This is a genomic window from Mycobacterium venezuelense, assembly GCF_054919535.1.
In genome coordinates, this window is sequence record NZ_JBONDW010000002.1 from 176,300 (window position 1) to 194,632 (window position 18,333).

The 18,333-nt window shown below is 66.2% G+C and carries 22 protein-coding genes; 8 read left to right on the forward strand and 14 right to left on the reverse strand.

Going from position 1 to position 18,333, the window contains the following annotated elements; all coding sequences use genetic code 11:
- Window positions 1-9 precede the first annotated feature (9 nt).
- On the reverse strand, window positions 10-528 hold the full coding sequence (locus ACRCUN_RS03545; RefSeq protein WP_462140280.1) for a hypothetical protein: 519 nt from the start codon (window positions 526-528) through the stop codon (window positions 10-12).
- 252 nt (window positions 529-780) lie between these two features.
- On the opposite strand from ACRCUN_RS03545, the gene ACRCUN_RS03550 reads away from it, so the two are divergent.
- From ACRCUN_RS03550 to mbp1, 5 genes are all read left to right on the forward strand, one after another.
- A complete protein-coding gene (locus tag ACRCUN_RS03550; RefSeq protein WP_462140281.1) occupies window positions 781-1,278 on the forward strand; it encodes a DUF4383 domain-containing protein in 498 nt (165 codons plus the stop codon).
- Window positions 1,275-1,478, forward strand: a complete 204-nt coding sequence (locus ACRCUN_RS03555) for a hypothetical protein (protein WP_462140282.1) — start codon at window positions 1,275-1,277, stop codon at window positions 1,476-1,478. The genes ACRCUN_RS03550 and ACRCUN_RS03555 overlap by 4 nt, the downstream gene beginning before the upstream one ends.
- Entirely contained in the window at window positions 1,444-1,599 is a 156-nt protein-coding gene (locus ACRCUN_RS03560; RefSeq protein ID WP_462140283.1) for a hypothetical protein, read from the forward strand. Before ACRCUN_RS03555 ends, ACRCUN_RS03560 begins: the two co-directional genes overlap by 35 nt.
- 109 nt (window positions 1,600-1,708) lie before the next feature.
- Entirely contained in the window at window positions 1,709-2,710 is a 1,002-nt protein-coding gene (locus ACRCUN_RS03565; RefSeq protein WP_462140284.1) for an iron-containing redox enzyme family protein, read from the forward strand.
- A gap of 120 nt (window positions 2,711-2,830) precedes the next feature.
- The gene (gene mbp1 / locus ACRCUN_RS03570; RefSeq protein WP_065462571.1) at window positions 2,831-3,073 is read left to right on the forward strand and encodes a microaggregate-binding protein 1; all 243 of its coding nucleotides are present in this window, start codon (window positions 2,831-2,833) and stop codon (window positions 3,071-3,073) included.
- A 64-nt stretch (window positions 3,074-3,137) separates the two neighbouring features.
- Here mbp1 and usfY read toward each other — a convergent pair whose 3' ends face one another.
- The 5 genes from usfY to ACRCUN_RS03595 all read right to left on the reverse strand — a co-directional run bounded on the left by usfY (window position 3,138) and on the right by ACRCUN_RS03595 (window position 5,491).
- Window positions 3,138-3,446 carry a protein UsfY gene (gene usfY / locus ACRCUN_RS03575; RefSeq protein WP_462140285.1) on the reverse strand — a complete coding sequence of 103 codons (309 nt, stop codon included), beginning with the start codon at window positions 3,444-3,446 and terminating at the stop codon, window positions 3,138-3,140.
- 44 nt (window positions 3,447-3,490) lie between these two features.
- On the reverse strand, window positions 3,491-4,111 hold the full coding sequence (locus ACRCUN_RS03580) for a flavodoxin family protein (RefSeq protein WP_462140286.1): 621 nt from the start codon (window positions 4,109-4,111) through the stop codon (window positions 3,491-3,493).
- Entirely contained in the window at window positions 4,108-4,485 is a 378-nt protein-coding gene (locus ACRCUN_RS03585; RefSeq protein WP_462140287.1) for a hypothetical protein, read from the reverse strand. The genes ACRCUN_RS03580 and ACRCUN_RS03585 overlap by 4 nt, the downstream gene beginning before the upstream one ends.
- Window positions 4,486-4,496: 11 nt before the next feature.
- The gene (locus tag ACRCUN_RS03590) at window positions 4,497-4,742 is read right to left on the reverse strand and encodes a metallothionein (protein ID WP_462140288.1); all 246 of its coding nucleotides are present in this window, start codon (window positions 4,740-4,742) and stop codon (window positions 4,497-4,499) included.
- 62 nt (window positions 4,743-4,804) lie between these two features.
- Entirely contained in the window at window positions 4,805-5,491 is a 687-nt protein-coding gene (locus tag ACRCUN_RS03595; protein ID WP_462140289.1) for a PAS and ANTAR domain-containing protein, read from the reverse strand.
- A 71-nt stretch (window positions 5,492-5,562) separates the two neighbouring features.
- Between ACRCUN_RS03595 and ACRCUN_RS03600 the strand changes: the two genes are divergently transcribed.
- Window positions 5,563-6,135: a restriction endonuclease gene (locus tag ACRCUN_RS03600; protein ID WP_462140290.1), complete on the forward strand. Its 573-nt coding sequence runs from the start codon at window positions 5,563-5,565 to the stop codon at window positions 6,133-6,135.
- Window positions 6,136-6,908: 773 nt separating this feature from the next.
- Entirely contained in the window at window positions 6,909-9,068 is a 2,160-nt protein-coding gene (locus ACRCUN_RS03605) for a hypothetical protein (RefSeq protein WP_462140291.1), read from the forward strand.
- Between the two features lie 104 nt (window positions 9,069-9,172).
- On the opposite strand, the gene lat is transcribed toward ACRCUN_RS03605, so the two are convergent.
- The gene (lat, locus tag ACRCUN_RS03610) at window positions 9,173-10,501 is read right to left on the reverse strand and encodes an L-lysine 6-transaminase (RefSeq protein ID WP_462140292.1); all 1,329 of its coding nucleotides are present in this window, start codon (window positions 10,499-10,501) and stop codon (window positions 9,173-9,175) included.
- A 52-nt stretch (window positions 10,502-10,553) separates the two neighbouring features.
- Window positions 10,554-11,018, reverse strand: coding sequence for an Lrp/AsnC family transcriptional regulator (locus ACRCUN_RS03615; protein ID WP_462140293.1), 465 nt, complete (start codon window positions 11,016-11,018; stop codon window positions 10,554-10,556).
- Between the two features lie 60 nt (window positions 11,019-11,078).
- Here ACRCUN_RS03615 and amaB point away from each other — a divergent pair, with 60 nt between their 5' ends.
- Window positions 11,079-12,644, forward strand: coding sequence for an L-piperidine-6-carboxylate dehydrogenase (gene amaB / locus ACRCUN_RS03620; RefSeq protein WP_462140294.1), 1,566 nt, complete (start codon window positions 11,079-11,081; stop codon window positions 12,642-12,644).
- Here the strand turns inward: amaB and ACRCUN_RS03625 are convergent.
- The 6 genes from ACRCUN_RS03625 to allB are packed head-to-tail and all read right to left on the reverse strand — an operon-like array spanning window position 12,595 to window position 18,303.
- Window positions 12,595-13,878 carry an amidohydrolase family protein gene (locus tag ACRCUN_RS03625; RefSeq protein ID WP_462140295.1) on the reverse strand — a complete coding sequence of 428 codons (1,284 nt, stop codon included), beginning with the start codon at window positions 13,876-13,878 and terminating at the stop codon, window positions 12,595-12,597. The two genes, amaB and ACRCUN_RS03625, sit on opposite strands and share 50 nt — an antisense overlap.
- Window positions 13,871-14,950: an acetamidase/formamidase family protein gene (locus ACRCUN_RS03630; RefSeq protein WP_462140296.1), complete on the reverse strand. Its 1,080-nt coding sequence runs from the start codon at window positions 14,948-14,950 to the stop codon at window positions 13,871-13,873. Before ACRCUN_RS03630 ends, ACRCUN_RS03625 begins: the two co-directional genes overlap by 8 nt.
- On the reverse strand, window positions 14,947-15,348 hold the full coding sequence (locus ACRCUN_RS03635) for an allophanate hydrolase-related protein (RefSeq protein ID WP_462140297.1): 402 nt from the start codon (window positions 15,346-15,348) through the stop codon (window positions 14,947-14,949). The genes ACRCUN_RS03630 and ACRCUN_RS03635 overlap by 4 nt, the downstream gene beginning before the upstream one ends.
- A 41-nt stretch (window positions 15,349-15,389) precedes the next feature.
- Window positions 15,390-16,058: a GntR family transcriptional regulator gene (locus ACRCUN_RS03640; RefSeq protein ID WP_462140298.1), complete on the reverse strand. Its 669-nt coding sequence runs from the start codon at window positions 16,056-16,058 to the stop codon at window positions 15,390-15,392.
- On the reverse strand, window positions 16,055-16,930 hold the full coding sequence (locus ACRCUN_RS03645; protein WP_462140299.1) for a hypothetical protein: 876 nt from the start codon (window positions 16,928-16,930) through the stop codon (window positions 16,055-16,057). The genes ACRCUN_RS03640 and ACRCUN_RS03645 overlap by 4 nt, the downstream gene beginning before the upstream one ends.
- On the reverse strand, window positions 16,927-18,303 hold the full coding sequence (allB, locus tag ACRCUN_RS03650) for an allantoinase AllB (protein ID WP_462140300.1): 1,377 nt from the start codon (window positions 18,301-18,303) through the stop codon (window positions 16,927-16,929). Before allB ends, ACRCUN_RS03645 begins: the two co-directional genes overlap by 4 nt.
- Window positions 18,304-18,333: the final 30 nt, after the last annotated feature.

Consider the following 18,333-nt stretch of genomic DNA (forward strand, 5'->3'; position numbering starts at 1 on the left):
CAAACCTGACTACCCGCCGGCCGACACCACCTCGATATCGGCCGGTTCGATGTCGCACACCACCATCGCCTCAGGCCGCCGTATAGAGCCGGGCTCGTAATCGAGCAGCGCAACGACCTGTTGCCAGTAATCGCATGCGAGACGTCGGCATTCGTCATCGGCGTCGCCCGATTCCAGCGCCCGCTGCACGCGGTCGTATCGATCGAGATCCGAGACGAAGCACCGGGCCGGATCGACCGTGATCCGCAACAGAATCTGGGGGCGGTCCCGGTCGAAGGTCGCGACGTCGACGTCCGCACCCGTGCTGATGTCGACGATGCGGTTGCCTGCCGCCAAGAATCCGTAAACCACGCCCTGGCGGCTGAGTTGAGCCCGGACCGCGGCAGCCGGTCGATGCGCGTCCAGGTACGCGTCAGCCGTTTTCGTCTCGGGATCGCTCTTCTCGCCGTCATCGTTGCGTTTGAGACCGTTTCGCTCGACGTCGTCAAGCGTCTCGGGCTCGACTTCGTGATACAAGGTCGTCTTCATCTGGCAGCAGCCTTCGTCCGCAGCACCGCCGTCGCCGCATGGCGCGTGTCAGAGGAAATTTCCGGGGACCGCGGCCGGTAAACCTGCGGCCAGTATCCGTACGGCAAATTCCGGAGCCCGGCGGAGCGTGTGGTGTGGGGCCGTAGAGGGTAACCCGTCACGAGCGGGAGCGCTCGCGGCGCACCCGCAGATACGTTCGGTCACCCGGCGGCTATTTGCCGCGGCCGACATAGGAGAAATGAGGGTTGCATCATGACTACACCGAATCCCCGTAGTCGCGGCAAAGTGACGAGGTCGACACCCGTGCAGGTGGCCGCGCTTGTCGTCGGTGCGACGTTCTTGCTCGTCGGAATCCTCGGCTTCATCCCTGGGATCACGTCGGACTACGGCGACATGACCTTCGCCGGCCATCATTCCAACGCGATGCTCCTCGGAGTGTTCGCCGTTTCGGTGCTTCACAACATCGTCCACCTGCTGTTCGGCATTGCCGGCCTGTTGATGGCACGGACGGCGAACGCGGCGCGGGCCTTCCTCATCGGCGGCGGCGTCATCTACGCGGTGCTCTGGCTGTACGGTCTGGTGATCGATCGGGACAGCGCCGCGAATTTCGTCCCCGTCAACAACGCCGACAACTGGCTGCACTTCGTGCTGGCACTCGTCATGCTCCTGCTCGGAATCGCTTTGGGACGCCAGACCGCGAGTTCGACAGCGCGCGGCCTTGGCACCGGTGCGCCGGGGACGATCGAATGACCACCGGAAGCGGCCTCGACACGGCGCTGTGGGACGGATTCCACCGCGCCGCCGACCTGTCGTCGCGCGAACTGTCGGACTGGCTGCGATCCGAATCCGGCAGCGATCACGCCGCGGCATACCAATCGGCAGGCGCCGACCACACGAACTCGAAGGAGGCCGGCGATGGAACGCGAAAGCGCCAAACACAGCCCGCGTAAAGACGATCAGCTGAAGGACGAGCTGCGCGGGACGTTGCAGGGCAACCGGTCGAGCCGGGTCGAGGAGTGGCGCGACCCTGAGCCGCCCGCCGATGACGACCCAGACGTGGGCGTGCGTTAGGGCTTCGCTCCGCGACCGAGTTCACGCGTGGCCGCCGACCGGCCACGAGACGTTTGCCGTTTGCTTGGAAGGGAATTCACCGCGTGATATGACGACTCTTCCGCCGGCAATGGCACAGCCGCAGCTCCCCGACGCACAGGGCCGAGTCTCCGCGGCTGTCATCGAACAACTCAAGGGCAGGCCACCGCACAACCACCTCGAGCCGGTATGGGTCCCGTTGCGGGACTCAGATCCGTTCGGCATAGATGTGCAGCTGGCGCTCTACGTCTGCTACGAGTTGCACTATCGGGGGTTCGCCGGCGTCGACCCCAGCTGGGAGTGGAACGCCGGGCTTTTGCATTTGCGTTCGCAGTTCGAGCGGGTCTTTCTGGCCGCGGTCCGTAAAGAGGTCGGGGCGATACCGCCGGACGTCACCGCGGCACGTGAGTTGGACCGGCTCTCAACGGAACCGATCGACGGTTCGGGCCCCTCCCACCATCTGCGCGACGGCGGGACCTGGGAGCAGATGCGGGAGTACTTCGTCCATCGTTCGCTCTACCACCTCAAAGAAGGCGACCCGCATGCGTGGCTGATTCCCCGGCTGGCCGGGCAGGCCAAAGCGTCGTTGGTCGCGGTCGAATTCGACGAGTACGGCGCCGGGCGCGGCACCCATGGCCACCAACAGCTGTTCGTCGATCTCATGCAGGCAGCCGAGCTCGACAGCACCTACCTCGGGTATCTGGGCGCGGTCACGGCCGAATCGCTTGCCGTCGTGAACCTGATGTCGCTGTTCGGATTACACCGCCGCCTGCGGGGCGCGGCGGCCGGTCATTTCGCCGCGACCGAAATCACGTCGTCGCCGCGGTCTCGGCACATGGTGACGGCGCTGCAGCGGATGGCTGCGCCCGAGGCCTGCATACGCTTCTATCGCGAGCACGGGAAACACGACGCGGTGCGCGAGCAGGTGGTCCGATTCGACGTGATCGGTGATCTCGTGGCGCGCGAGCCCGCGTTGGAAGCCGACGTGGTGTTCGGTGTCCGCGCATTTGCCGCGCTGGAAGACCGGCTCGCCGACCACCTGCTGAAAAGCTGGTCAGCCGAACGCACTTCGTTGTGCCGGCCGCTCGGCTGATTTACTGAAACTCGCTGTTCGTCAGGTCACGTTTCGGCCTTGGCGCGGCCGGGAAAGCTACGGGTGCGCGCGAAGATGCGTGTGGAAAACCACTCCACTCGATGTAGCGGAAAGGTAGCCATGACCGAGAAGAACTCAGGACCTGAAGAAGGCATCAAGGGCGTCGTCGAGGACGTCAAGGGCAAGGCCAAGGAGGCTGTCGGTACAGTCACCGGCCGTGACGACCTGGTCCGCGAGGGCAAGGCCCAGCAGGACAAGGCAGACGCCCAGCAGGACGCCGCCAAGAAGGAAGCTGAAGCCGAATCGGCCCGTGCCGGTGCGAAAGCCGCCGAGCAGCGCCAGCAGGCCAGCCAGCGTCCGTAAGCCGCAAAGAAGATGACCCAGCCATGTCGGCTGGGTCATCTTTGTGTTGGCGCACTTGGCGCCGTCAACCGCTGTGTCCCTGGCGCACCGCGCTGGGATGGTCTTCATACCAACGATCTTCGACGCGCCGCACTCTCAGGTGCTCGACCCCCAACCAGACCGCGCCTGCACCGACGCCTGCGGCGGCCAGCGCCGCAAGCACCACACCGACTCCGGCATTGCCGGTCGCGAAAGCCACCAGGCAGCTGACGAACAACACCAGACCGATGCCGATGAGTACGAGTGCGGGCATCGCGAGATTGTCCTTCATCGACTCACCGGCATGCGGCCGGGTCGTTCGGGCATGGTCGACTGGATCGCGCGAATCGGTCACCACTTTCTCCTTCACTTGTTTACGTATTTCATTGTCCGCCATGGCTATTGGTAACGCGGATATTGGTCCGCCTTCAGCAGCCGGGCCAGATGCGCGGCGTTGCGCGCCGCCGCCGCGGTGGCGCTCGCGACCGGGTCGGGAACCTTGTCCAGATCCTTGTAGTCGACGCCCTGCATGGCCTCGCCGTTCCAGTAGGTGCACCCCTGCGCGGGGATGCTGAACCCAATGTCGTTGAGCCCCTGGAAGATATCGGCGACGGTCTTGTGCGCGCCGTCCTCGTTGCCAACGACGGACACCAGCGCGACCTTGCCTGTCACCACCGGACGGCCGGCGTCATCGGTGTTCGACAGTTCGGCGTCCAGCCGCTCCAGAACCCGCTGCGCGATGCTCGACGGGTGCCCGAGCCAGACCGGGGTCGACAGCACGAGAATGTCGGCATCGAGGATCTTGTGCCTGATGTCCGGCCACTGGTCGCCGCTGCCCATGTCCGCCTCGACGCCCGGATCGATCTTGAAATCGGCACACCGTAGGCACTCGGTACTGGCTCCGAGCGACCCGAGTTTGTCGAGCACCTGCTCGGCGAGCAGCTCACTGCTGGACTCCGCCGGGTTCGGCTTCAGACTGCACACCAGGGCCAGCGCGCTCAATGCCGGCGACGCGGTCATAGCGTCACCCCCGTTCCGCCGAAGGCGGGTAGCGACATGACGAGCACCAACAGCGTCAACAGCATCAGGAACCACCCGGCGCCGTGCCACGCCCACCAAGCATCCCGCCTCTTCCAGGCCTGGTAGGTCTTGGCGAATGCGCGGACCCCGGCGATGAACAGGATCATTGGGGCCCCGAGCGCCAACGCGGTGCGCTGGGGCACTCCGCACGCCGCCGTATCGACCGTGGCGCCCGCGCAGGTGCTCACCCACATGACAGCCATCAGGAGGAAGCCCAAGCCGGCCGCCGCGGCAACCAACCCGAACCGCGCCGCCCGCCAGGCGTCGACGTCGTCGTTACGTAAGTTTTGCGCCTCTTGTGCCTCGTGGTACATCGCAGCGCGGCCTACGTGGCCACCGCTTGGCGGTCGACGAGCTCGGAGTGCCCGGACTCACGGGCGCAGTGCGCACAGCAGTACATCGTGTCGCCGGCCTCGACACCATGGCCGAGAATCCGGCATCCGCAGTGCGCGCATTCGGGGGCGATCCGCACCGCTGCGCACTCAACACTGTCGAACGTCTCGGTGTGACCGCCCCAGCTCACCGTGAACGCCTTGTCGTAGTCGTTGCCGCACGTGGCGCACGTCGCCATTGCTCCATCTCCCGGTTCGCGTTTGATTCAGGCGACCCGAGCGTTCCCGGTACGGGGACCGGTTAAACCTCGCCGCCGACGCGCAGATGGGCGGTGAGCAGCAGACGGTCGAACACGACGCGGTTGGGAAGAATCTCGTTGTAGTCGAGATCCAGGAAGTCTTTCGCGATCTGCTCGGCGAGCAGGCGCAGCTTGGTGTTGGTCTCCTGCGAGCGCCATCTCAGCAGTTCGAACGCCGCGTCGGCGTCGATCCGGTAGATGAGCATGAGCATGCCCTTGGCCTGTTCGATACCGCTTCGGGCCTCGGCGATCTCGGCCACCGCTTCGGTGACGACCTGTTGCCGCGCTTCGGTCATCGAGGGCGTGACATCGACGTAGAAGCCGTGGGTGCCGATGACGCTGCCGTCGTCGCCGAACAGTTGATCGCCGACGACGACCACCTCATGGACGGCGCCGTAGGTGTCGACGATCCGGTGGCGCGTGCTGAACGCCCCCGACGTACGACGGATCTCGTCGAGCGTTGCCGCCACCTGCCCGTAGTCGTCAGGATGCTTGTGCGACAGCACCAACTCGGTGGTGGGTTGCGCGGTGCCCGGATCGTAGCCATGCATACGTTCGACCTGGGGCGACCACTCCCAGCGCTCGTCGGCGAAATAGAACCGGAATGACCCGACCCGCTGGGGCTCTCCCCCGGCCAGGGCGTGCTCGACGGAGGACTCCACGCCGAGCTGGACCGGTTCGTTCGTCATGGCAGAAGATTATCGCGCCGACCTGGGAATTGAGTGATCGTTTGTCGCACAGGCCATCTAGCATTCGGCCCGTGAACCGACTCCGGACCAAGTTGTACCTCGCGGCGGGCGCGTCCTCGGCATTCGCGGGTTACGCGGTCGGCGTCGACGTGCCGTGGAGCCTCGCGATCGGGGTTGCTGTACCACTCGTTCTCACGGCCGCGCCGCGCTTCCTCGCCGGGGCGTGGGACGGCGCCCGTACCCCGAGCCCGCGGGAGCAGGCCGGCGCCGACATGTCCGGGCTCGAGTTCGAGGATTACGTGGCGCGCATAGCCCGTTCGTGCGGGCTTCCGGTGATCATGACGCCGGTGACCGGCGACTGGGGCGTGGACCTGATCGTGGGCCGTCGCCCCAATCGGATTGCGATCCAATGCAAGCGGCAGTCCCGGCCGGTCGGCGCCGGAGCTGTCCAAGAGGTGGTGGCAGGCGCGCCGATGCAGGACTGCGCCAAGACGATGGTGGTGACCAACCACGAGTTCACGCCTGCCGCCCACAAACTCGCGGAGCTGCACGGTTGCGAACTGGTCGGCGGGACCCAGCTACCGCTGCTGAGATCGATCATCCGCCGAGTTATCTCCGACCCGTTGCAAGACCAGACGGTTTGACGTCGGCACACGTCGACGAGATCGATTGCTAGGCGCCAACCGGCGCTTTGCCACCTAAGAAACGGCGGTCACCGGGCCGCGAGGTCGCCGAAACCGCCATGATCGGTCACCATGCCGAGGTCAGCATGCCACGTCAGCCCGGCGCCATTGTTAGCTAGATTTACACATTCGGGCACGAAATACGCGCCCGGACACCTGGCCGGCGAGCGAGGGTTAGCTGGCTTTCTCAGGTTTCTACATAAGCGTCAGTTGTCGCGGGACGGCACCAGGCGCACCGAGAACGCGTCGGACCGTTATAGACACGCTTCTGGGCAAAATCCCAAACAGCGAACGGTCGCATCTCGCACGAGTGACACAAAATTGATTGCAGACTTCCCGACAGCATCCACGCACACCTGTCGACCCTTTGGATGCATATGTGGCGCTACGCGAAACTCGCAAAGCCCGATTCGAAAAACCATCGCCTGACAAGCGCGTTTTGCCCGTCAATCGATTGATTCAGCAAAATTTGTATGAGTTAACTAACCATGTCGAGGAGATGTCCAGCGCCGTCCGCCGCAAGATTCAGCAATCTCGCGCGGCATTTGCCAATTTCATATGTTCGACGCACACCCGCATTAATGGCAAAGCGACGAAACGGGTAATCACAAGCGGTACATCGGTTAACACAAAACTTCTTCGAGATTTTTTCTTAATAAGTTGGGCGCTAAGGTTCTTCTCAGGTACTGTTTGCCGCATTCGGGGGTTCTTGAATTCGTCTAGAGGGGAATGCAATGCACTTAGCTGTCCGCCCATACGCCACAGCGGGAATCGCGATGCTGGCTGCCGGTGCGATCATCGCCAGCCCGATCGCGCCGCCGCCGCCCGACATCAAGGTCGCAGCCGTGACGCCGGCCGCGTTCAGTTCGCCGACGACCAATCAGTTGTTCGCGGCGACGTTGGAGAACGCGCCGACCGCCGCTCTCGCGGCCGTGCCCGGGGCAGCCGCGACCAACGCCCAGCAAGCCTTCCGTGAGCTCGCGCTGGCGCTGTGGACCGCCACCGGCGGCACCCTCGACGCCTTCAAGAGCGGACTGGTGGTGTCCACCGCCGCAGGCGTGACCCTGGTCAACGGCGGCATCGACACGTTCAAGCAGGCCTTCGATCTGGTCGGCGGGACGATCCTCAACGTCATCGCGCCCGAACAGGTCGCAGGCAGCGGATTGTTCACCGGCGCCCAGCAGGCGTTCCGTGACCTGGCGCTGGCACTGTGGACCGCCACCGGCGGTACCCTCGACGCCTTCAAGAGCGGGCTGATCCTCGCGGCGACCACCGCGGTCACCCTGGTCAACGCGGGCATCGACACCTTCAAGCAGGCGTTCAGCCTCGTCGGTGGCACCATCCTCGACATCATCGCCCCGCCGCAGGAGGCGTCGGCCGCAACGGCTCTGCTGCCCTCGCCCTCGGACGCACAGCAGGCGTTCCGGGCGATCTCACTGGCGACGTGGACGGCGATCGCGGGCAGCCTCGACGCGTTCAAGAGCGGCCTCGTCCTCGCGACCGCCACCGGGCTCACGCTCGTCAACGGCACGATCGACACCTTCAAGCAAGCCGTCGACCTGGTCGGCGGGACGATCCTCAACATCATCGCTCCGCCGGCCGCGACCACGGCAGGCGGCGTGGTGTCCGGGGCACAGCAGGCCTTCCGGGCTGTCGCACTGGCACTGTGGACCGCCACCGGCGGCACCCTCGACGCCTTCAAGAGCGGGCTGACCCTCGCGACGGCGACGGCGGTTTCGCTGGTCAACGGCGGCATCGATGTGTTCAAGCAGTCGGTCGACCTGGTCGGCGGCACCATCCTCGACATCATCGCCCCGCCCGCGCCCGATCCCGAGGGCGCCTCCGTTGCGTCGACCGGATTGATTTCCGGTGCGCAACAGGCGTTCCGCGCCGTCGCACTGGCACTGTGGACCGCCACCGGCGGCACGCTCGACGCCTTCAAGAGCGGGCTGACCCTCGCCGCGGCCACCGCCGTCACCCTGGTCAACGCCACGATCGACGTCTTCAAGCAGGTCGTCGACACCGTGGGCGGGACGATCCTCGACATCGTCGCGCCGCCGGTCGAGCAGGAACCGGACGAGACCGGTACCGGCACCGAAACCGGGACCGTCACACCGGTGGCCGCGGTGGAGACCACGTCCGAGACCGACTCGACGACGGCGTCGCTGCCCACGACCACCGATCTCCAGCAGGCGTTCCGGTCGATCGCACTCGCGGTGTGGACGGCCACCGGTGGCACCCTCGACGCCTTCAAGAGCGGGCTGACCCTGGCCGCGGCCACCGCCGTCACCCTGGTCAACGCCAGCATCGACGTCTTCAAGCAGGTCGTCGAAACCGTCGGCGGCACCATTCTCGACATCGTCGCGCCGCCGCAGGAAGAAACCGAAACCGACTCGACCGCAGCCACTTTGGCCGCCGCGGCCAAGGCGGGCAAGTCGGGTTCCGGTCCGGCGTCGCTGCCGGACGGGGCCGCATCACTGGTCAAGGTGTCGGTGACCGACAAGGCCGCCGAGGAGACCGAGGTCGCCCCAGAGGAAACGGTCGTGACTGCGCCGGAAGCGGAAACCAAGCCCGCCAAGCCCGTCGTGAAGCCGGCCGAAGAGCTCAAGAAGACGATCGACGGCGTCGCCGACGCCGTCAAGAACGTCTTCTCGCCGAAGGAGCGCGACGCCGACAAGGGCGAGTCGGCCAAGCCGGCCAAGCCGTCGAAGCCGTCTTCGGACAGCGACACCAAGGATTCCGGCAACAGCTCGACCGGTTCGGACGCCAAGTCTGATTCGAAGGCGTCCACCGGAGCTTCGGATTCCAAGGGCTCCAAGGGCTCGGACTCCAAGGGTTCTGACTCGAAGTCGTCGGCTTCGAAGAGCTCGAAGTCGGATTCCGGCGACAAGTAAAACCAATGGCTGGCAACCGGCGGTGACGCGGTAGCCACGCTCAGTGGGGGGAAAGGCGGCCCCGCTTCCCGACGATTCGGGAAGCGGGGCCGACCATTTGTCGGCTAGTGCAATTCGGTCAGCACGTCACGGACCATGCCCACGCACGCATCGATCTCGTCACGTGTCACGGTGAGCGCCGGCCGAAACCGCACCGCGTGTGATCCGCAGGGCAACATGATGACGTGGCGATCCCACAGCCTGCGGATGAGCTCGTCGCGGTCAGCGGCCACGGGCATGCTGAAGGCACACATCAGTCCGCGGCCCCGCGGATCGAGCACAAGGTGCGGGAATTCCGTTGCCAGACGGTGCAGTTGATCGAGCAGGTAGCCGCCCATCGTGGCGGCGTTCTCCAGCAGCCCGTCGGCCTCGATCACCTCGAGGATGCGCCGTGACCGAACCATGTCGACGAGGTTGCCGCCCCACGTCGAGTTGATGCGCGAGCTGACGCTGAACACGTTGTCGGCGATCTCGTCGACGCGCCGTCCGGCCATCACGCCGCACACCTGCGTCTTCTTGCCGAACGACACGACATCCGGGGTGACGCCCAATTGCTGGTAAGCCCAAGCGGTTCCGGTTATCCCGCAACCGGTCTGCACCTCGTCGAAGATCAGCAATGCGTCGAACTCGTCGCACAGGTCGCGCATCGCCGCGAAGAACTCCGGCCGGAAGTGCCGGTCGCCGCCTTCGCCCTGGATCGGCTCGGCGATGAAACACGCGATGTCATGCGGGTCGGCCTCGAACGCCGCTCTCGCCTGACGCAGCGATTCGGCTTCTATCTCGGCCATGTTCGCCCCTGGCCGAATGTATGGCGCATCGATGCGCGGCCAGTCGAACTTCGGGAAGCGGGCCACTTTGACCGGGTCGGTGTTGGTCAGCGACAGCGTGTAGCCGCTGCGGCCGTGGAAGGCGCCACGCAGATGTAAGACCTTGGTGCCCAATGTGGGATCCACGCCGCGCGACTCGTTGAGCCGGCTCTTCCAGTCGAACGCCACCTTGAGTGCGTTCTCCACCGCGAGTGCCCCTCCGTCGACGAAGAAGAGATGCGGCAGCGCCGGGTCGCCGAGCACCCGGCGGAATGTGTCGACGAACCGGGCCATCGGGACGCTGTAGACGTCGGAGTTGCTCGGCTTGTTCACCGCGGCCTGCGCGAGCTCGGCAAGGAAGGCACGGTCGTCGACGAGCGCCGGGTGGTTCATGCCGAGCGCCGACGACGCGAAGAACGTGAACATGTCGAGGAACCGCTCACCGGTCCTGGCGTCGACAAGATGTGCGCCCGACGAGCGGTCCAGATCGAGGACGAAATCGAATCCGTCGGCCAGGATGCTGCGGGCCAGCACCTCGCGCACATGGTCGGGCGTGAGGGATCGCGACGGTGTCAGCATTGCGGTCATGCCGACACCTTATCGCAATTTTTACGGCATCTATGGTTGACAACCGTAACGATTACGGAATGTAGTCCCTACCTGTGTAAAATGTCTGCAAGATGACGGTGCTTCGCGTGCGGACATTGGCGGCGGTCCTGATCCGTTGCAGCAGGTCCTCCAAGGCCCGCGCGGAAGCGACCCGGACCTGCAGGATGTAGCTCTCCTCGCCGGCCACCGAGTGGCACGATTCGATTTCGGGGATGTGCTCCAGCCGCGCGGGCGCATCATCGGGTTGAGAAGGATCGAGAGGAGTGATGGCCACGAACGCCGACAGCATGCTGCCGAGTGCTTCCGGGTTGAGCCGCGCGGCATACCCGATCACCACACCACGCGACTCGAGCCGCCGTACCCGTGCTTGCACCGCCGACACCGACAGGCCCGCGATCGACGCGAGGTGCGCAAGGGTCGCGCGACCGTCGGTCACGAGTTCGCGAACCAGGATCCGGTCGATCCCGTCCAGCGGCTGTTCGTCCGGTTCACCCATGGCCCGCACTGTAGCCGTTCGATTTCTCCATACCGGGGTTGCCGACCAGAGAGGCGCGATATGACACGAACAGATCCGACGACCGAGCAGACCATGCTTCCCACCGCCGACGATTTGCGCGAGCAGGTACGACGAGCGTTCGATTCGATCGGCGCAAACGTCACATTGGGCGCACCCGGCCAGCACGGCTTGCCCGCGAGCACGCCGATCACCGGAGAAGTGTTGTTCACCATGCCGGAGGACACCGCGGAGCAGGCCGACTCCGCGATCGACGAAGCAGCACAGGCCTTTTCGACGTGGCGTACCACCCCGGCGCCGGTTCGGGGCGCCCTGGTCGCGCGCCTCGGCGAGTTGCTCGCCGAGCATAAGTCCGACCTCGCGACACTCGTGACGGTCGAGGCGGGCAAGATCACGTCCGAGGCCCTCGGTGAGGTGCAGGAGATGATCGACATCTGCCAGTTCGCCGTCGGGCTCTCCCGGCAGCTGTACGGCCGCACGATCGCCTCCGAGCGGCCCGGTCACCGCCTGATGGAGACGTGGCACCCGCTCGGCGTCGTCGGCGTCATCACCGCGTTCAACTTCCCGGTCGCGGTGTGGTCGTGGAATACCGCGATCGCGTTGGTGTGCGGCGACACCGTGGTGTGGAAACCCTCCGAGCTGACCCCGCTGACGGCGCTTGCCTGCCAGGCGCTGATCGAACGCGCCGCCGCCGACGTGGGTGCCCCCGCGGCGGTATGCCGTCTCGTGCAGGGCGGCCGCGAGCTAGGCGAACGACTCGTCGACGATCCACGCGTCGCGCTCGTGAGCGCGACCGGCTCGGTGCGGATGGGCCAACAGGTCGGCCCGCGCGTGGCCGCGCGGTTCGGCAAGGTCCTGCTGGAGCTGGGCGGTAACAACGCGGCGATCGTCACCCCGTCGGCCGATCTGGACCTGGCCGTACGCGCGATCGTGTTCTCGGCCGCGGGCACCGCCGGACAGCGTTGCACGACCCTGCGTCGATTGATCGCGCACTCCTCGGTGGCAGACGAATTGATCCAGCGGATCGTTTCGGCCTATCAGAGCCTCCCGATCGGCGCTCCGGCCTCCGAGGGCACCCTCGTCGGCCCGCTCATCCACGAGCGCGCCTACCGCGACATGGTCGGCGCACTCGAGCAGGCGCGGGCCGACGGCGGGAAGGTGTTCGGTGGTGACCGGCGCATGTTCGCCGGCGAGACCGGTGACACGTCGTTCTATGTCGCACCCGCGGTGGTCGTCATGCCCGCCCAGACCGCCGTGGTGCACACCGAGACGTTCGCCCCCATCCTCTACGTTCTGACCTACGACGACCTCGACGAGGCGATCGCGTTGAACAACGAGGTCCCGCAAGGTCTTTCGTCGGCGATCTTCACAACCGACGTCCGCGAGGCCGAACGCTTCATGGCTGCCGACGGCTCGGACTGCGGCATCGCCAACGTCAACATCGGGACGTCGGGCGCCGAGATCGGCGGGGCGTTCGGCGGCGAGAAGCACACCGGCGGCGGCCGCGAATCCGGCTCGGACGCGTGGAAGGCCTACATGCGCCGCGCCACCAACACTGTCAACTACTCATCGGAACTGCCACTGGCGCAAGGCGTTCACTTCGGGTAGGCACCGCGACCGACCGGCTGGTCCTGCTGACCGACGCCAGCCGTCCGCGGCGCAGCACGATGCGGTCGTGGGGTGCGCCGGCGACCGCTTCCTCCAGGCTGGCCGCGCGGATGGCCAGGAGCTCTGCCGCGGCCCCGCGCCGCACCCCGGCGACCGGAAGCCCCATGACGTCGCGCGCGCCGTCGCTGACGGCACGGTACGCCTCGCCGACTGACAGGTGCCCCGCCGTGACCATCAGCATCGCGGTCTCGAATGCGTCGCTGCGCCCGAGTGGGTTGTACGGGTCGCGCACGTTGTCGGCGCCGCCGGCCACTCGCACCCCGGCATCCAACAGCGCACGCAGGGCGGTCAACCCGCGGGGCGTCGCGACCGGATCGTTCCAGCCCTGCAGGTACAGGTTGGTGATCGGCAGGCTCACGATTCCGATGCCGCTCGCTCTCACGGCACCGATCACCCGGTCGAGCACATCGCGTTCGACCATGCCCAGGCTGACACAGTGCCCCGCGGTCACCGGCATCGACTCCGGCCAGTCCCGCACCGAGTGCGCCAGTTCTTCCAGCGTGAGCATCCGCGGGTTGAGTTGCTCATCGGTGTGCATGTCAACGCCGACGTTCCGGGTTTCGGCGATCGCCAGCAGTCGCTGCAGGTTTCCGCTCGGATCGGGGGTCTGGTGGGGATGGCCGCCGACGAGATCGGCGCCGACATCCAGCGCCGCGTGCACAGCCTCGTCGGTGGCGAAATACGGTGCCATGGCGACGATCTGGATGTCGATGACGTCGGCGAGTTCTTCGCGCACTGCCACCAGGGCACGAATACCGCGTAGCGGATCGTCGCCACGCAACAGGTTGACGTGGGTACGCACCGCCGTCGTTCCGTTGCCGAGCAGCAGCAGGGCCGCGCGACGGGCCCGCTCGGCGATACCCTCCACGGTCAGGGTCGGGGTGTGGCTTTCCCACGCGGCGATCGCCGCGTCGAGATTCCCCATGGGTGGCCGAATCTCGTCGAAGGACAGGGCCTTGTCCAGATGCGCGTGCGGTTCTGCCGGTGCGGTGAGCAGCAGATGGCCGGTGAGGTCGAGCTCGTCACCGACCGGTGACCGGCCCGCCGCGGGGACGATGTCACGCACGCGCCCACCGTCGAGGTGTACGTCGACCAGCCGCCTGTCCGGCAGCGTCGCATTGTGCAGTGTCGGTACGGCCCGACCGTGGGCGATCGTCGGCGATGGTTCAGACACGGCACTCCTGACGGAAATCGCTCTTGCGGATCGAGCAGTGCACGCCTTTGACGATGTCGACCACCTGGGTCACCGAAAAGTCGCCCGCGGCACTGAGATAGAGATACGCCTCACTCGGCGTCATGCCCGTCCGCGCGGACAGGAAGTCGACGGCCAACTGGGCGCACTCGCGCATCGCCTCGTCGAGGCTCTCGTTCATACCGAGGATAATCCAGTGGTCGTCGGTGTCGACGAACGGCATGGGTGCCCGCGCCGGGGTCAGGGCCTTGACCACACTCAACCGCGCCGTGACCCGCAACGACCCCTCCAGTGCGGTCAGCGCGATCTCGCCGTTGCCCTGCGCGAAATGCGGGTCACCGAGGTAGAAGCCGGCCCCGGCGACCTGTACGGGCAGATACAGCGAGCTGCCTGCGACGATTTCGCGCACATCCATGTTTCCGCCGAACGGGCCGGGCGGAATGGTGCTCAGTGGTTCGGGACCGGCCGGCGTGACGCCGCACAGTCCCATGAACGGCCGCACGGCGATCGTGGCCCGGCCGCCGGCGTACTCGAACACCGCGCGGGTGCCGGTGCCGTCGAGCCGGCAGAACTTGCTGAACACCGCGGGGGTGCTGCCGTCGGCCGCGCGCGGCAGCCGGTCGGGCAACGCGCCACGCTGGTGCCTGCTCGATACGACCCCGTACGGAACCCGCGGCCGCAGGTCCAGGAAATCGACCCGCAGCCAGTCCCCCGGCTCTGCGCCGCGCACGTCGACCGGCCCGAGGACGATGTGCGGCGCCTTCGGCGGTTCGGGTTTACGAAGATCCGATGCCGCGAGCTCGACCGCATCGTCCAGCACATCGGCGCGGCGGACTCCGTGCCTGCCGAAGTAGGCGATGGGGTCGCGGCCCTGATCCTCCATCAGCCCTTCCTGCGACACCGTGTCGAATGTGACGGTCGAACCGCTCTCGACGGCGAGCACTCGAACCGTGCCCGGCGTGGGAAGCGTTCCCCAACTGACGGTTTCGGGGGTGCACCGCAGATAGTGGTCGGTGGCAGGCGGGTCCGCGCAGGCCTGCAGAACCCGCGTCATCGCGACGCGGCGGGCTCGCCGAGATGCTCGCGCCAGCCCCCTGGCGCGGTGATCTCATGTGCGTGGGTGCCGTCGCCCGGATACGACCGGCACACCATGCTGAGTGCGCCGCGACCGTCTTCGAGTTCGATGACCGACAGCTCGAGTTCGGCGGGTTCGCGCGGCAGCAGCTTGTCGCGCAACTCGGCGTACGTCACTTCGTAGACCTCACCGGGCACCGACCAGCCACCGTCCCGCACGGGCGCAAGCCCGGGGAATACGTCGCCGAACGAGAAGAACCGGTATCCCGGCGCGGTTCGCACCGGGCCTACGAAGCGCGCTGATGCCAACGCGTCATTGAGCGGGCCACCGCTCATCGCCTGGCCGTTGACGAACATGAGGACAGTGTCGTGGGACATGAAAGACTCCGTGTCGTAGCGAAAAAGGGTCAGCTCAGCAGTCAGGAAAGCGTGGTGTTGCCATGACCGCGGAGCGCGTGCACGCGCATCGCGGTGGCGGCACGCTCAAGGTCGCCGCTGGCGAGATCGTCGAGCAGCGTGCGGTGCTGAGATATCGGCTCGTGGCCGGATTGCTGGACGTAGTCGTCCGTCGGATACAGAAACGCCTGGCGCTCGAGGAACGAAGACGTGATCGGGCAGAACGCGGCCCGGTTGATGGCCATGTGGAATTCCAGATGCGCCATCGCGTACTGCGGGCTGCTCACGCCGTACTCCCGTAACGCGGCTTCCAGCGGAATGAGCATCCCGTACAACGAATCCCAGTCCACCTCAGCACTTTTGGCCGTGATGAGTTTCGCCGCGACCTGGTCGAACGCGACACGCAGCTCGTGTAGTTCGGCACGGGCGGTCGCGTCGACCTCGACCACGATGAGCTGACCACGCCGAACCCGCTCGACGAGACCCTCGCTGGTGAGGCGTTGCAGCGCTTCGCGTATGGGCGTACGGCTCACTCCGAGATCTTCGGCGATCTCCTCCTCGGTCAGCCGGATGCCTCCGCCGTACTCGCCGGTGGTGATCTGCTGACGTAGATATCGGTACACGCGTTCACGAACGCTCAACGGCTCGCCGGTCGGCGTCGTGGTTGCCGCGGCACTGTCCAAGGGGCTCATGTCATCCTCGCTTTCGACAGTGCGGCGCGGCAGGCATTCGTGGCGCGCTGCATGAACGTGCCCGACATGACGTTCATACCCGCTTGCAGCGCCGAAGTCTGCAACGCGCTGACGCGATTGTTCAGGTCGAAGAACTGGTTGCCCGGTGAGATCAGCCGGTCGAAGTCGAACACGAACGGTGTTTCCTCGGATGCGTCGGTCTCACCCCATGTCGTGGTGTTGACGAGCAGCGACGGTGGTTCTGTCGCCAACAACCCGCCGAGTTCCTCCGGGCGGGCATGATCGGCGGCGAACCGCTGCGCCCAGGCCGTCAGCGCCTGCTCGTTGCGCGCCGAGCCGATCAATCGCGCACCGGGCCATGCCCGTCGGCACGCCAGCGCCACCGAGTTCGACGAGCCGCCAGACCCCAGTACCACCACCGAAGCGGGGGTCCGGCCACCCATCAGAGTCTCCATGGCCGCCTGCGCGGCCCAGCTGTTGGTGTTGACGCCGACCAGTTCGGCCGAGGCCCGGACAATGGTGTCGACCACGCCCGTGCGTGCGGCCGACGGCACCAATGCCTGCAACCGCGGGACGACGTCCTGCTTCCACGGGCTGAGCACGAGCGCCAGGGTCCATCGCGAATCGTCGAGAAGCTCGGCGGGACCGTCGAAATGGACGGTGTCGGCGAGTTCCACGTTTTGGACGGCCAGTGCATCGTGCAAAAGCCTGCCCTTGAGTGCATGTGCCGCAGTCGTACCGATTCCGGCGATCACTGCCGGACCGGACGACGCCAATTCGGATGTGACGCTTGCGACCTCGTCGATGCACTGCCCGACAGCCGCACGGATTGTCGCCGCGCCGTCGGTGCCCAGCAGCGTCATGTGGGTCATCTGGCTCCTGCCGATCCGCTGTGCCGGGCCGGCTTGACCTGGCGGCCGGTCGGCTCACCGATCACGTTGCCCTTCTCGTACACCAGCCCCCCGCGCAGGTATGTCGCCACCACACTTCCCGTGAGTTCCCAGCCGTCGTAGGGCGTGACGTTGTGCTTGGAGTGCAGGTCGCGCTGATCGAGCACCACCTCGGCCTCGGTGTCGACCAGGACGAAGTCGGCGTCGAAACCCGGTACCAGTTGCCCTTTTCCGGCCATCGACCACCGCTTGGCCGGCGTGTACGAGCACAGCCGAACGATGTCCTCCACGGTCAGCCTGCCCTGCGCAGCGGCCGTGAGCATCAACGGGAGCATGGTCTCCACGCCGATGAATCCGCCGTAGGCCTTCCACACGTCGGTCTCGGCTTGCTCGGTAGCGGTGTGCGGCGCGTGATCGGTTGCGACGACATCGACATCGCCCCGTTCGATGCCCACCCACAACGCGGCGACGTCGGCGGCAGGCCGGATCGGCGGGTTGAGCTTGATGAGATTCCCGTAGGTGTCATAGGCACTCTCGTCGAGGAAGAGGTGCGACACAAGCGTCTCGATGGTCACCCGATGGCCCTGCGCCCGCAGATCGACCACACGGCCAAGGCCGGCGGCCGTCGACAGGTGGTGGATGTGCAGTTTGGTGTTGGCCTCGGTTGCCATCGTGATGATCCGGGTGATGGCTTCGACCTCGACGAATGCCGGCCTGCCCTCCAGATGGGCGCGCGGGTCCCGGCGGCCCTGCGCCTGTAGCCGGTCACCGAACATGCGGAGCAGGTGGTCGTTCTCGGCGTGGACACCGACGACCAGATCCGCGTCGGCCGCGGCTTCCAGTCCACGAAAGATCGCGGCGTCGTTGGGGCAGCGGTTGTCACCGGTGGTCTGCCCCATGAACAACTTGAAACCCATGGCGCCGAGTTCCGCCATCGCACCGATCTCATCGGCGTTGTCGTGATCGAGCATGCCGTAGAGCCCGAAATCCACATACGCCTTGTTCTTCACGAGATCCAGCTTGTGCGCGTACCGCTCGGCCGTGGCGACCGGCGGCTTGGTGTTGGGCATGTCGACGACCGTCGTCACCCCGCCTGCCGCCGCGGCCGACGTGCCGCTGGCGAAGTCCTCTTTCTCGGTCATTCCCGGCTCACGCAGGTGCACGTGGACGTCGACCAGTCCGGGAAGAACCAGCAGACCGGTGGCGTCGACCGTCGGCACGCCCTCGGTCGCGAGGTTGTCGCCGACCGCGATGACACGGCCGTCTGCGACGGCGATGTCCTGGCGGCGACGGCCGTCGTGCGACACCACGGTTCCCCCGGTGACGACGATGTCCGGAGTGATCGGAGCGGTCATGTGAACCTTTCTGGTTGTGGGAAAAGCCGG

Excerpts from the sequence above, each read along its gene's own strand:
- ACRCUN_RS03545 (WP_462140280.1), bottom strand. The coding sequence starts at position 528 with ATGAAGACGACCTTGTATCACGAAGTCGAGCCCGAGACGCTTGACGAC.
- ACRCUN_RS03550 (WP_462140281.1), top strand. The coding sequence starts at position 781 with ATGACTACACCGAATCCCCGTAGTCGCGGCAAAGTGACGAGGTCGACA.
- ACRCUN_RS03555 (WP_462140282.1), top strand. The coding sequence starts at position 1,275 with ATGACCACCGGAAGCGGCCTCGACACGGCGCTGTGGGACGGATTCCAC.
- ACRCUN_RS03560 (WP_462140283.1), top strand. The coding sequence starts at position 1,444 with ATGGAACGCGAAAGCGCCAAACACAGCCCGCGTAAAGACGATCAGCTG.
- ACRCUN_RS03565 (WP_462140284.1), top strand. The coding sequence starts at position 1,709 with ATGGCACAGCCGCAGCTCCCCGACGCACAGGGCCGAGTCTCCGCGGCT.
- mbp1 (WP_065462571.1), top strand. The coding sequence starts at position 2,831 with ATGACCGAGAAGAACTCAGGACCTGAAGAAGGCATCAAGGGCGTCGTC.
- ACRCUN_RS03580 (WP_462140286.1), bottom strand. The coding sequence starts at position 4,111 with ATGACCGCGTCGCCGGCATTGAGCGCGCTGGCCCTGGTGTGCAGTCTG.
- ACRCUN_RS03585 (WP_462140287.1), bottom strand. The coding sequence starts at position 4,485 with ATGTACCACGAGGCACAAGAGGCGCAAAACTTACGTAACGACGACGTC.
- ACRCUN_RS03590 (WP_462140288.1), bottom strand. The coding sequence starts at position 4,742 with ATGGCGACGTGCGCCACGTGCGGCAACGACTACGACAAGGCGTTCACG.
- ACRCUN_RS03595 (WP_462140289.1), bottom strand. The coding sequence starts at position 5,491 with ATGACGAACGAACCGGTCCAGCTCGGCGTGGAGTCCTCCGTCGAGCAC.
- ACRCUN_RS03605 (WP_462140291.1), top strand. The coding sequence starts at position 6,909 with ATGCACTTAGCTGTCCGCCCATACGCCACAGCGGGAATCGCGATGCTG.
- lat (WP_462140292.1), bottom strand. The coding sequence starts at position 10,501 with ATGACCGCAATGCTGACACCGTCGCGATCCCTCACGCCCGACCATGTG.
- ACRCUN_RS03615 (WP_462140293.1), bottom strand. The coding sequence starts at position 11,018 with ATGGGTGAACCGGACGAACAGCCGCTGGACGGGATCGACCGGATCCTG.
- amaB (WP_462140294.1), top strand. The coding sequence starts at position 11,079 with ATGACACGAACAGATCCGACGACCGAGCAGACCATGCTTCCCACCGCC.
- ACRCUN_RS03630 (WP_462140296.1), bottom strand. The coding sequence starts at position 14,950 with ATGACGCGGGTTCTGCAGGCCTGCGCGGACCCGCCTGCCACCGACCAC.
- ACRCUN_RS03635 (WP_462140297.1), bottom strand. The coding sequence starts at position 15,348 with ATGTCCCACGACACTGTCCTCATGTTCGTCAACGGCCAGGCGATGAGC.
- ACRCUN_RS03640 (WP_462140298.1), bottom strand. The coding sequence starts at position 16,058 with ATGAGCCCCTTGGACAGTGCCGCGGCAACCACGACGCCGACCGGCGAG.
- ACRCUN_RS03645 (WP_462140299.1), bottom strand. The coding sequence starts at position 16,930 with ATGACCCACATGACGCTGCTGGGCACCGACGGCGCGGCGACAATCCGT.
- allB (WP_462140300.1), bottom strand. The coding sequence starts at position 18,303 with ATGACCGCTCCGATCACTCCGGACATCGTCGTCACCGGGGGAACCGTG.